Annotated in this window: 13 protein-coding genes; 3 read left to right on the plus strand and 10 right to left on the minus strand. The window is 67.7% G+C overall.

Going from position 1 to position 12,311, the window contains the following annotated elements; genetic code table 11:
- On the minus strand, window positions 1-1,116 hold a 1,116-nt coding region (locus ACFXHE_RS02145; protein WP_379378928.1), incomplete at its 3' end, for an alpha/beta hydrolase.
- 352 nt (window positions 1,117-1,468) lie between these two features.
- Between ACFXHE_RS02145 and ACFXHE_RS02150 the strand changes: the two genes are divergently transcribed.
- The gene (locus ACFXHE_RS02150; protein ID WP_379378930.1) at window positions 1,469-2,158 is read left to right on the plus strand and encodes a hypothetical protein; all 690 of its coding nucleotides are present in this window, start codon (window positions 1,469-1,471) and stop codon (window positions 2,156-2,158) included.
- Here the strand turns inward: ACFXHE_RS02150 and ACFXHE_RS02155 are convergent.
- From ACFXHE_RS02155 to ACFXHE_RS02175, 5 genes are all read right to left on the minus strand, one after another.
- On the minus strand, window positions 2,155-2,520 hold the full coding sequence (locus ACFXHE_RS02155) for a hypothetical protein (protein ID WP_379378932.1): 366 nt from the start codon (window positions 2,518-2,520) through the stop codon (window positions 2,155-2,157). The two genes, ACFXHE_RS02150 and ACFXHE_RS02155, sit on opposite strands and share 4 nt — an antisense overlap.
- Window positions 2,521-2,638: 118 nt before the next feature.
- Entirely contained in the window at window positions 2,639-3,178 is a 540-nt protein-coding gene (locus ACFXHE_RS02160; protein WP_379378934.1) for a TIGR00730 family Rossman fold protein, read from the minus strand.
- Between the two features lie 48 nt (window positions 3,179-3,226).
- Window positions 3,227-3,577, minus strand: coding sequence for a nitroreductase/quinone reductase family protein (locus ACFXHE_RS02165; protein WP_379378936.1), 351 nt, complete (start codon window positions 3,575-3,577; stop codon window positions 3,227-3,229).
- A 474-nt stretch (window positions 3,578-4,051) separates the two neighbouring features.
- Window positions 4,052-5,248 carry a glycosyltransferase 87 family protein gene (locus ACFXHE_RS02170; protein ID WP_379378938.1) on the minus strand — a complete coding sequence of 399 codons (1,197 nt, stop codon included), beginning with the start codon at window positions 5,246-5,248 and terminating at the stop codon, window positions 4,052-4,054.
- Window positions 5,249-5,331: 83 nt separating this feature from the next.
- Window positions 5,332-5,967 (minus strand): TetR/AcrR family transcriptional regulator, encoded by a 636-nt coding sequence (locus ACFXHE_RS02175; protein WP_379378940.1) that lies wholly within the window; start codon window positions 5,965-5,967, stop codon window positions 5,332-5,334.
- Between the two features lie 175 nt (window positions 5,968-6,142).
- Here ACFXHE_RS02175 and ACFXHE_RS02180 point away from each other — a divergent pair, with 175 nt between their 5' ends.
- Together ACFXHE_RS02180 and ACFXHE_RS02185 are read left to right on the plus strand one after the other, a co-directional pair.
- A complete protein-coding gene (locus ACFXHE_RS02180; RefSeq protein WP_379378941.1) occupies window positions 6,143-7,078 on the plus strand; it encodes a metal-dependent hydrolase in 936 nt (311 codons plus the stop codon).
- A complete protein-coding gene (locus ACFXHE_RS02185) occupies window positions 7,078-8,217 on the plus strand; it encodes a hypothetical protein (RefSeq protein ID WP_379378943.1) in 1,140 nt (379 codons plus the stop codon). The genes ACFXHE_RS02180 and ACFXHE_RS02185 overlap by 1 nt, the downstream gene beginning before the upstream one ends.
- Before the next feature lie 34 nt (window positions 8,218-8,251).
- Here ACFXHE_RS02185 and ACFXHE_RS02190 read toward each other — a convergent pair whose 3' ends face one another.
- From ACFXHE_RS02190 to ACFXHE_RS02205, 4 genes are all read right to left on the minus strand, one after another.
- Window positions 8,252-9,943, minus strand: coding sequence for a BTAD domain-containing putative transcriptional regulator (locus tag ACFXHE_RS02190; protein WP_379378945.1), 1,692 nt, complete (start codon window positions 9,941-9,943; stop codon window positions 8,252-8,254).
- Between the two features lie 185 nt (window positions 9,944-10,128).
- Entirely contained in the window at window positions 10,129-11,151 is a 1,023-nt protein-coding gene (locus ACFXHE_RS02195; protein ID WP_379378947.1) for an AraC family transcriptional regulator ligand-binding domain-containing protein, read from the minus strand.
- A gap of 188 nt (window positions 11,152-11,339) precedes the next feature.
- Window positions 11,340-11,741, minus strand: coding sequence for a hypothetical protein (locus tag ACFXHE_RS02200; protein WP_379378949.1), 402 nt, complete (start codon window positions 11,739-11,741; stop codon window positions 11,340-11,342).
- A 261-nt stretch (window positions 11,742-12,002) separates the two neighbouring features.
- Complete coding sequence (locus tag ACFXHE_RS02205; RefSeq protein ID WP_379378951.1) at window positions 12,003-12,143, minus strand: hypothetical protein; 141 nt, start codon at window positions 12,141-12,143, stop codon at window positions 12,003-12,005.
- Window positions 12,144-12,311 lie beyond the last annotated feature (168 nt).

The raw sequence follows: 12,311 nt of genomic DNA on the forward strand, positions 1-12,311 counted from the left end.
GGCCGCCCGGGGGGGGGGGGCGCGGTTCGGGGCGGGCCCGCGGCGGGGGGGGACGCCGGGGGGTTGGGCGGGCTGGGCGCCCGGGGGGAGGGGCTTGCCGATGTGCTGGGCGATGTCGGGGAGCATGCGGTTGGCGACCTGCTCCCAGTTGCCCCAGTTGTGGACGCCGATGCTCGGGAAGTCGTAGCTGACGTTGTCGTAGCCGAGGGACTGCAAGCGGGACTGGAAGGCCTTGGTGTTGGCCAGGGCGATGCCTTCCAGAGGCATGCCCTGGATGACCGCGTCCGCGGAGGACAGGTCCTGCTGGGCGGGGACGGCGCTGCCCGCGGCGATGTAGAGGCGGGTGTTGTTATCGATCAGCTGCTGGACGAAGCCGTACGGGTCCATCCGCTGCCACTTGGCGCTGCCTGCGGCGGCCATGGAATCGATGTTGTAGCCGCCGGCCGCGAGCAAGGCCAGGCGCAGGGCGTCACGCATGCCGGGCGCCGACATGTACAGGTAGCCCGACAGCGAACCGGCGTAGTTGAACTGGCCGGGGTGGTAGGCCGCCATCAGCAGGGCCGCGCTGCCGCCACTGGACAGTCCGAAGATCCCGTTGCGAGAGTCGCTGAACCCCAGTCGATCTCGCAGCGCATTACGCAGGTTCTGGGAGAGGAAGGTCTCCCACTGGTAGGTGTAGGACTTGCCGGAGGTCTCGTCCCAGCCCGCGACCGCCGAACCGGAATCCCGGCTCGGGAACAGCGACGCATCGGGATTGGCGCCGCCGAAGCTGCTCGGGGCATCCCAGTCCTGATAGAAGCTTGATTCGCCGCCGACCGGCATCACCACATTGATATTGAACTTGGCCAGCGCGGCCGGGATGCTGGTGTGAATCTCCCAGCCGTTGTAGTCGTTCTGCGCGCGCTCGCCGTCGAGCAGGTACACCACCCGGTCGGTATTTCCGTCGGCCGCGCGCACGATCCGGGACTTGATCGAACCCATGCTGGAGTCGACATAGAAGTCGAACGCATCCGGATTCGTGTCTGCCGCAGCCGGTCCGGCCGTCAACGCCCCGAACGGCAACAATACGGCCACCGCGGCTCCCGCCAGGCCCCGCTTGGCCCATCCACCCCGCATATCCTGTTGTGCCTTTCACTCCACGGCCGAACCCGGCCGCTCCCCTCGATCCTCCCCCGCTCCCCTGTTCCCGGCGCGGCGGTTCGCCGAGCAGCATAGCCGCTGCCGATGGATCGGGTCGCCCCGAATCAGATTGCGGCACTGGGTCGATCGGAATGCGCCCTACGCCGGTTCGATGCACACGAGTTACATTCAACAATATGTTGAAGAGTTCTTCAACAAGATGTTGATACCCCTGCGGCGCAATGATCCGTTAAGCGAACTGGAAGGTTTCACACGAAGGCTGGCACCGCGAACAGTTCGAGCCCTACGGGACCGAACACCGGCGGAAGGGGACGGGGATGGAGGGGCGGTGCTTGTCTTCGGTGTGTTGTTCGGGATTCCGCTGGTACTGCTGATGGCGTTGCTGCCCATCGCGATCCTGGCCGAACGGGATCGGAAAGCGCGACTGCGGGATTGGGCCGTGGTCAATGGCTGGACCTTCCAGGAACGATCGTTCGCGCCGTGGACCGCGCGGCTCCCGGGACGCAATCCCCGCGGGCTCGGCGTCACCCTGACCGGACGAGTGGGCGGGCGCTGGGTGACGGTCGCCGAGTACTCGTACGAAACCACTTCGAGCACAGGCGAATCCACGACCACCACCACACACCGCTATCTGGTGGCGCTGGTGCTGCTGGACCGGCCGCATCCCGCCCTCGCGGTGCGGCAGCGCGGGCTGATGTCGCAGTTCGGCCGGGCCCTGTTCGGCGACAAGCCGACCGCCACCGGCAATGTGCTGTTCGACGCCCGCTTCCGGATCGATGCGATGGCCCCGGCGTACGCCAAGGCCATGGTCGGACCGGCACTGGTCGCCGCGCACATCGCGGGCGCGGTGCCGCAGTGGAGCCTGGTCGGCAGCGAGTTGCTCACCTTCGCGCCCGGCGGAAAGCTGAAGGACCCGAACCTGATTCCCTGGTTCGCGGGGCAGCTGTGCCAGGTGGCCGACCTGCTCGGTCCGGTCGACTTCGCCGCCCGCCCCGGGCTGCCCGACGCACCGCGCTAATCGGCACCGGCGGATTCGGCTGCCCCGGGATCGACGGTGAAGACCGGGCTGCGCCCGCGGGCGTCCAGCCGGCCGTCGCCCCAGCTGGCACTGCCGTAGGCGTCGATATCGATGGCATATGTGCCGGCGGGGAGCGCCTCGGGTAGTTGGATCGAGGTCCGATCCTGCCCGTCGACCAGCTTCAGATAGGTCCGGCAGGGCCGGGAACCGATCGCCACCAGGAAGATTCGCGCTGATTCGAACCGCCGGTAGGCCGCCGCGTCCACCGACCAGCCCACCCCCAGCGACCGATGGGCCGCATCGGTGAAATCGACGGTGACGCGCAGCGCCGAGCGCTCCCCGAGTCCTGCCCGGTCCTTCACGGCTGCCTCCTCGAGCACCCGGCCGGACGCACATCGACATGCCCGGGCGGATGTCCCACTGCAACCAGGCTGGCACGGACCCCGCGGCGCGGCAACGCGAATCCGCCCGGGGAGACGCTCAGCCGCGTCGTACCGCGTTCTCGAGATAGGCCATGGCATGCGCGCCGTCGGCGGCGAAGTACACGAGGTCGGCCAACGGCAGCGGCAGGAAGCCCTCCGCCTCCATGCGCTCGAACTGCTGCATCAGCCCGTCGTAGAACCCGGCGGTGTTCAGCAGGACCACCGGCTTCCGGTGCATCCTGTGCTTTTTCATCTCGAGGATCTCGGTGGCCTCGTCGAGGGTCCCGGTGCCGCCGACCATGATGACCACGCAGTCGGCGAGCTCGAGCAGCTTGGCCTTCCGCGCGGCCAGATCGGGGGCGATGATCATCTCGTCGGCGTTGGCACGCGCCTTGCCGCGCAGGAACTGCGCCGACACACCGACCAGCCTGCCGCCGCTGTTCTGCACCCCATCGGCAACGACCTTCATCAACCCGGCTTCGGACCCGCCCCACACCAGCGTGTGCCCGCCCTTCCCGATCAACTCCGCGAACTCGCGGGCGGGCCCCGTGTAGCGCTCGTCGAGGTCGGCGGCCGACAGAAACACGCAGATGTTCATGCAGCCACTGTATTGCCGAAATGGGCCGCGGCCCGGCCGCGGTGGCGCTCAGGCCTCGTCGTCGAGGGTGACCCGCACCGAGACGCGGCCGTTGTCGCGCTGGGTCACCGCGTGGCCCGTGCGATCGACGCCGTTCAGGTGCAACGAGATCGGCCCACCCTCGCCCTGGAAGTTGCGCCACCAGCTCTTCTTGTCCGGCATGCCGACGCCGATGACGACTTCATCGCCCGAACGCCAGTAGTTGACCGGCGTGGAGAAAGTCTTGCCCGAGCGGCGGCCGGTGTAGGTGATGACGACGAATCCGCGGCCCATGACCGGGCCGATCACCGGGAGCTTGGTCAGCGCCACGATACCGGCATTGACCCCGCCCACAACCTGTGCCACAACATTTTTCACCATGTGTGCCCTCCTGTTCCGGGGCACGGTAGCACGGGTGAGAGAGGGGACCGGGGCGGCGGACCGCCCCGGGCCGGCGGCTCTACGGGAGGAACCACTTCGCGATGAGGGTGTTCACAGCGTCGATGAAGTCGCCGATGAAGTGCGGAATCATGGGCCTTTCCTCCTTTGTGGAAAATTCTGAACGAATAACCGTTACCAGTCGGTTCGTACCCGAACCGACAACGGTGCTGATCACCTATTCGTTACCGGAGACTGGACGGATGGCAATCAAATCCATTCCTGCCGGAATAGTCCGGGAAATACCTTGGAAAGGAACAAAATTCGCCGCCGGACCGCACCTTTCACCCCGGCAGCGTGTTTGCCATGAATTTCCCAGGCTATCCCGTCCCCGGTACCGCATCGTCACGGCAAATCACGATGAATGAATCGGAGTATTCGATCATCGACCATGGCCCGCCGCGAATCTCGTGTATGTCAGCCGACGCGGATCGGATCCGCGACCGCTGCCCGGGGCCGCTCGACCTCGGCGCGGCGCGCCACCGACAGGCCGTACAGCAGGGCGAACACGTACACGATCACGTGGGCGTTCTCCAGAATCGGCTCGGTGTGCCAGGGTTTGGGCAGGACGAAGACGCCGACCGAGGCGAAATCCGGGGTCCACCGGTACGTCCATGCCCCGGTGGCCACGAACAGCAGCGCCGCGGCGAGCCACCACCGCGGCCGGGTCTGCGCTCGATGCACGAGATGGACCAGCAGCGGGACGAACCACACCCAGTGGTGTCCCCACGAGAACGGCGACACCGCACAGGCCGTCATTCCGCCCAGCGTGACCGCGAGCAACCGCTCGCCGCAACGGTCCAGCACGGCGACGAGCGTCAGGCCAACGCCTGCCACCACACCCGCGAGGATCAGCCACAACCAGACGGGCGCACCACCCCCGGTCAGGTGCGCGAGCACGCCGCGGACCGATTGGTTGGCCGGCTCGGTGTCTGGCGCGATGCGCTCGGAGTGGAAGAAGGTCGAGAACCAGTACTCGCGGGAATCACCGGGCGAGACGAGCCAGGCCAGGGCGACCGTCGCCGCCAGCGTCACCGACGCCGTCGCGGCCGAACACCATTGGCGCAGCACCAGATACTGCACGATGAAGAAGGCTGGCACCAGCTTGATCCCGGCAGCCACCCCGACGCCGAGGCCACGCAGCCGCCCGCCCTCGGGCCGCGCGAAGTCCCACAGCACCAGCAGCATGAGCACCAGGTTGATCTGCCCGTAGAACAGCGTGGTGCGCACCGGTTCGAGGAAGACGCACGTAATCGCCAGCAGCGCACCGATACTCGCCACGTGTGCGTTCATCCGGTAGCCGAGCATCCGCCAGCACAGCAGGACACAGGCATACAGCACACCGAGATTCACCAGCAGGAACGCATCGGTGATCCAGGCCGCGGGCACCGCGAGCCCCGGGATGAACACCATGGCCGAGAACGGGGTGTAGGTGTAGAGCAGCCCGCCGACCGTCTCGTCCCGATACAGCGAATGCCCGTGCAGCAAACGCCAGGCACCCTCTCGGTAGATGTGCACATCGAGCCCGCCCGCGAGAATTCCCGCCTTCTCCAGCCACGGATCGACCGTCGTGAACACCAGCGCCAACGCCAGCAACGCACTCAGTGTGAGCACGAAAAGCGTTGTACCGGAGCGGGAAACCTCCATCGAGCGTGAATCCGACACAACCGATTAGCCTAGTGAATGACCTGGCGCGATCACGACCGCCCGTTCGGCGTACCCGACACGGTGTTCGCCTGGGCGATGATCGCCGACCCCATCCAGCGGCGCAGGTATCGCCGCAACTCCGCGTCTCCGCGCGGCGGACTGCCCGGCGAGATGAAGAACGACTGCATGGTGCGCAGCAGGAATTCCACCAGCTCGTGCAGGGATTCGTCGTCGTAGCCGTAGTGCCGCCAGTCCACGTCGAAGCGTTTGATCATGGTGATGCCGAAGGCCTGCGCCTCCGCGGAGGTGATACCGGCGGGGTCGGCATTGGAGTAGGTGGCGGCCAGCAGGATGCCCAGGTGCGGCGTCCGGCGCACCTCGGCGAGGGTGTAGACGACGCCCTCGGTCATCGCCTCGACCGGATCGGTCATGCCGCTGACCTGCGCGGCCAGCCGGTCCAGGAAGTCGTCCACCGAGGCGATGGCCGAGGCCCGCATGAGCGCGTCGGCACTGGGGAAGTACCGGTACACGGTCTGGCGGATCACCCCGAGCGATTCCGCGACGTCCGCGATGCTGATCTCCGCACCGGTGCGCGCTATCAATTCGACTGCGGCGGCGACGATTCGACGGGATGCCTCCTCGTCGTTCTCCGGCGGACTCCCGCCCCACCCGCGCCTTCGTGCCACGGCCCGACCGTAACACGCGGGATCGTCCCGTCCAGTACGGCATACGGTCTGAGCTGGGTTTTCCAATCATACACTTGTACGCGCCTGTGTATGTTTGTATGTTCACAGCGGCATCGGAGCGCGCGACCCGGGCCACCGGACCCATCCACCGCCAGAAGACGAGGTATCGCCCGACATGACGGATTTGATTGTGCGGAAGCTGACATTCGCGTTCGAGGAACACGACGTGCCGTTCCTCTGGAATCCCGAGAACCCGGCCTTCTCCAGCATGGCCAACGCGGTGTCGTTCCTGGCCATCGGTTTCGAGAAGATGATCGTGCAGATGATCACGCAGGCCAAGCCGCAATTCAAAGATCCCGCCGTCGCCGAGGAGGCCGACGCCTTCATGCGGCAGGAGGGTCAGCATTCGACCGCGCACCGGCAGCACGTGCGTGGATTGATCCGCGCCTATCCGGGATTGCAGGAGACCCTCGACGAGGTGGTCGCCGAATTCGACCGGCTCACCGCCGAGACACCGCTCAAGTACAGGCTGGCCTACACCGCCGATCTGGAAGCCACCTTCACCTCGGTCTTCAAGCTCATGCTGGACAACGAGGCGTCGCTGTTCCGGCCCGGGGACGACCGGGTCGCGTCGCTGTTCATCTGGCATTTCGTCGAGGAGGTCGAGCACCGCAGTTCCGCGCTCATCATCTTCGATTCACTGGTGGGCAGCGACCTCTATCGCATGCGGGTGGCGCCGTCCATCTTCCGACATGTGCTGCGGGTCGTGCGCATCGCCTGCGCGGGGTTCAACAAGCATGTGCCACTGGAGGATCGGAGGATCGACGCCATGTCGATGTTCGCGACCTACCGCTACCAGCAGTTGCTGGGCAAGCTGCTGCCACGCTTCGCGCTGCCCTACGCGGGCCCGGGGCCGCGCGCCTTCGACGACCTGCCGCTGGGCGAGCAGCTCACCGCGCTGCGCGGCATCATCCGCAGCCAGCTACCCAACCATGATCCGGCACACGAGAACACGCCGGCACTGGCCGATGTGTGGTTCGAGCGCTACCGCAACGGGTACGACGTCACGCGCTGGTACACCGCGGCGGCGACCGGGGCGGAGGCGAACTGATGGCCGGCCACTGCGCACCCACCTTCGACCAGCTCGCCAGATCGCTCGGCTTCTCCTGCGACACGGCGGGCGGGCTGGTGGAGGTGAGAAACCCGCTGGTACTGGAGAACTGGACGCTGCCCGTCCTCGAGCTGACCGTGATCCTCGGCTCGGTGCTCGCGCTGGTGTGGGCCATCGTGCGGCTGCGCCGCCACGGCGATCCCACCAACCTGGTGCTGTGGTTCGGCGCCACCGCGTACCTGTTCATCATCGAGCCACCGCTGTATTTCCCCGCGGCGTTCGGTATTTCGGGGCATGTGGACACGATGTTCGCACACAACGTGTTCACGGTGGATTTCCTGTGGGGGCGGTTGCCGCTCTACATCGTGGCGATCTATCCGTTCATGGCGACGCTCGCGTACGAGATCGTACGCATGCTCGGGGTCTTCCGGACCTACGGCGCGTTCGCCGGGGCGGCCTGCGTCGGATTCGTGCACCACGCGTTCTACGAGATCTTCGATCAGATCGGGCCGCAGCTGCGCTGGTGGGAGTGGTCGACCTCGAACCCGCTCAACCAGCCCATGTTCGATTCGGTACCGCTGCCGAGCGTGGTGGTCTTCGCCGCACTGTGGCCGATGTCGCTCGCGTTCTGCGTGTACTGGTTCGTCGGTCGCCGCGTCGACGGCGGCGAGCGCTTCACCGGCCTCCAACTGGTCTGGCGCACCATCGCGATCGGCCTGCTGGCCTCACTCGGAACCTTCATCCTCCCGCTGCCCGCCACCGTGCTCGGAGCCGGCAGCACGACCGTCCGCGGCATCATCTACGCGCTCGAACTGATCGTTCTCACCCTGGCGGCGATCGTGCTGATGTACCGCCAGTGGACGCGCCGGCGACAGCCCGGATCGGCCGACCCCGGCTACGACAACCGGTTCGTCCGCACCTACAGCGTGGTCTACCTGCTCGTCATGGCCGTCCTGTGGGCCACCGCCCTCCCCGACTTCCTGGACGCCACCGGCGGAGTCACCCGCAACGGCGACCCCATCGGCAACCTCTGGTACACCCTGGCCTGCTTCGCCATCGGCATCCTCTGCGTCGCAGCCGTTTTCACTCTGCCGGCCACCGCCGCTTCGGAGAAGGAGGATTCACCCGCGACTGCCTGATCGAATGCGGTACCGGCGCACCCGATCCCGGTGACTACGCGACGCTCTGCTCGGAGCAGACGGTGGAACCGACGAAAGCCCGGATGGTTTCCAGCATCCGGTAGCGGCGGCCGTCGAACTCGACCAGGGATTTGTTCACCAGGCGGCTCAGCGGGTCCAGGATGTCGCCGGGGCCGGCCTCTTGGAGGGTGTCGAGGGTCGCGCCGTCCGGGAACAGCCAGAGGCGTTGGGCCAGGCGACGTTCCGGGGCGGCGAGGGTGTCCCAGCTCCATTCGATGGCGGTGTAGAGGGAGCGGTGCCGTTCCACGGCGGAGCGTGTGCCGGCCAGCAGGCGGAAGCGGTCGTCGAGGCGGCGCAGGATCTGGGCGGGGGTCATGGTGTGGACGCGGGCGGCGGCCAGTTCCAGGGCCAGCGGGATGCCGTCCAGGCGGCGGCAGATGGCGGCGATCGTCTCGTAGTTCTCGTCGGTCAGGGTGAAGCCGGATCGGACGGCGCGGGCCCGGTCGAGGAACAGGTGTACCGCGGCAGCGCCGAGGGCCTCGGCGGGGGCCGACCCGGGCGGCGGCGACGCCAAAGGCCGTACCGGGAACAGGGTTTCGCCATTGATGCCGAGGGGCTCGCGGCTGGTGGCGAGCACTGTCAGGTCGGGGCAGCGGCTGAGCACGTCCGCGACCAGCTCCGCGATATCGAGCACGTGCTCGCAGTTGTCGAGGACGAGCAGCAGCTTGGCGCCGACGGCCGGGCGGTGCATCGGGCAGGCGTGCACCGAATTCGGCTCGGCGCGCAGCCCGAGCGCGGCCAGCATATGCTCGCCCGCGGTGGCGGCATCGCCGATCGCGGCCAGCTCGACCAGGCGGCAGCCGTCCGGCCAGCGAAGGGCCAGGCGGGTGGCGGCCTCCAGGGCGAGGCTGGTCTTGCCGATCCCGCCGGGACCGGTCAGGGTCAGCAGCCGGGTCGAGGACAGCAGGGCCGCAAGTCGGTTCAGGTCGGGTTCGCGGCCGATCAGGCTGGTCAGGCGGACCCGCAGGGCAGGCGTGATAGCGGCTGCGGGGCTCTCGCCGCGGTCGAGGGCGAGGACCAGCTCGCGGGACGGCGGCACGCCGAGCTCGCGGCGCAGCTGCGTACGGGTGGCGTCGAAGACCTCCCGGGCCCGGCCGGACCGGCCGGCGGCGGTCAGCGCGTGAATCACCCGCACCGCCAAGGACTCTCGCAATGGCTCGTCGCGGAGTTCCGCCTCGAGCGAGGCGACCAGCTCCCGTGCCCGTCCCAGTGCGAGGTAGGCGTCGGCACGGGCCTCGACCGCGTGCAGGCGCAGCTGGTTCAGCCGGTCCGCGTGCCAGTACAGGTCCGGGTGGTCGGCCAGGTCCGCGAAGGCCGCCCCGCGCCACAGGCCGAACGCGACATCGAGGGTGCGGGCGGCGGCGGCGACCTCACCGGCAGCCAACCGGCCGATGCCCTCCTCGGCCAGGCGCGTGAAGCGGTGCATGTCGATGTCGTCGGCCGCGAGGCGCAGTCGATACCCGCCGCCGTCCGATTCCACCGCCGCGTGCTCCGGCAGCAGCGCGCGCAGCCGTTTCACCAGTGTCTGCAGGGCATTCGCCGGATCGGCCGGCAGGGTGTCACCCCAGATGGCGCCGATCAGCGCGTCACAGGTCGTGGCCCGGCCGGGCTGCAGGGCGAGCAGTGCCAGCAGCGTGCGCACCCGCGGGCCACCGACCCGTTTCACCTGCCCATCGGCCGAAATGCCCACTCCACCAAGGAGCGTTATCTGTCCCACACGTCCCTCGCTCGACATCAACCCACTCGATTCGGCTCCCCCGCATCGTCAGTTTCATGGGACGACCGGTCCGTCGACGAGGGTTGATTGCGCCAATCACAAGGCAAAAACGTGCCAATCCGGACGAGAGTGCGTCAGTCCTGCCACCGTTCCACCGCACGGCGGGCCGACCGAAGATCCTTGTAACCGAGTAGTTCCGCCTGTTCCGACCGGGTGAGCGGGCCGTCCACCGCGGCCTGCTCGTACCGTCGGCGCCGGGCGCGCTCGAGCTCGGTGCGCCAGGTCGTGCCGTGCTCGGCCAGGCGCCGCTGCAGCGAGCGGCGGCTCAGGAACAGGCGGGCGGCGACCTGGTCGATGGTGACCGAATCCTGCTCCAGGGCAGCCGAAATGACCAGGCCCAGGTGGTCGGTCCAGGTGGTGGCGCGCGGCGGCACCACGGGCTGGCTGGTGGCCGCGTACCGCTGGAGGATCTCGGCCAGCCGCGGGTCCGCGGTGCGCAGCGGGCGGGCCAGATCGGCGGTGCTGACCGTGATGCTGTCCGCGGTTGCGCCGAAATCGATGGCGTCGGTGCCGAACAACTCGACCAGCCGGTCGTGGTTGCGCGGCGCCCGCTGGTGGAACGCGATACGGACCGGGCTCACCGGACCGTCCATGACCAGCCTGCTGCGCGTGAAGATCGCGGCCAGGCCCCACTGCGCGGCCAGCTCCCGGCCCCGGCCCTCGCCATTGATCATGCCGATCTCGAAGGTGACCTCCTCCTCGGTCTCGAGGCCCGGCTCCATACGGAAGTTCGTGGTGATGGCCCCCAGGTACGTTCCGCACAGTTCCAGCCCGGCCCCCAGCGTCGGCGCGGTGCTGAAAAGGTAGTCGTACAAGCCCACTTGGCCCAGGACGTAGCGCTCGGCGATATCGAGCGCCGCGTCCGGGTTGCCGAGCCCGTGCTCGACCACCTCCCAGGTGCGCAGGTATCCGGCGCTGGGGACGCGGTACTCCTCGCCGTCGCTCAGCGACCAGGTGGGTACCCCCGAATCCCGGGTGAGCTGCCGCGGTTCCAGTCCCGCCGAAACCGCGTGCCGCAGTATCGATTGCGGCAGCCGGACATTGTCGGTCGCCTCGACCTGCACGCGGAGCTCCTCCTCCGCCGAAACCGCAACCATCGGCCTACCTCCCTACCTCGCGCACACGCCAGGTTCAGCGCGTTCGCCCTCACCTAGCTTGTGGCGCGACGGGATCCGGAACAAGAGCGATCGTTGAGAAGAGCGGTTCAGCCCAACGGCCGTCCTACTGCCAGGGGTTGCGGTATCCGCCGGAACCTGCGGGGCAGGCAGGACGAACCCGTCCGGTGTTACTGGGCGAAGCAGGTGCTGCCCAGGTTGACCCCGGCGCCGCCGACCTGCACGGTCGTCGTCGCGGGCGCCTGGTCACCGGTGGTGAACAGGGCCGTGATGACGTGGGTGCCGGTGGTGGAGGGCGTCCAGGCCAGCGAGGCGGTGTTGCCGGAGACCTGGAGGTTCTGGTTGCTGCGGATCGGATAGTCGTTGTCCATGAAAGTGATTCGGTAGGCGTCCTCGTCCACGGTGGCGGACACCTGGTAGCTGCAGCCGGTGCCGTAGCCGCCGCCCACGCCGGGGGCGACGGTGACCGCGGTGATGGTGTGCGCCGCGGCCTGTGGCGCGGTGACGACCAATCCGGCTGCGACGGAGGCGAAGACGGCGATCGGGGCAATGCGGTGCGCGGCATTCGGCAAAGGTGACTCCTTCGGTTGGTACGGACGTCGGTGCGGTGGAACGGCTTTCATATAACCGGACGGCCGCCGACGCTTCGCACGCCACCCTGCTCCAGTCTGCGAGACCGTCCTGGCGAACCGCTGTCAGCGCACTGGCACCGGCGGGACCTTGCGGTGCAAGACAATTCGAGCATGGGATACAAGGACGAATGACCCCCCGGGTCTGCGACCGGGGGTCATTCGCGTGATACCACCGCACAAACCGTGCGGTGCCGATCAGGGTCAGATTTCGCGGTTACCAGAATTCACAACGGTCATCGCGGCGGCCCCACTGATCATTGTCATTGTCGTGCCAGTAACCATTCCGATCACAATGCCGGTCACGATCTCGCGGACCGTCATCACCGCGCCAATCGCGACCATCGTTGGGCCATATCCCTGCCGACCCGGGCGGCGGCGGTTGCTGATGCGACGGGACCGTGGCGCTCGCCACCCCCGCGAGCGGAGCCGACATCAATACACTCACCGCGATCGCGGCGAATACCCGGCCAACCTTCTCGTGTGCCACAGTGAGCCCCTTCCAGTCGTTCG

The organism is Nocardia sp. NPDC059229 (assembly GCF_042754165.1).
Taxonomy (GTDB): domain Bacteria; phylum Actinomycetota; class Actinomycetes; order Mycobacteriales; family Mycobacteriaceae; genus Nocardia.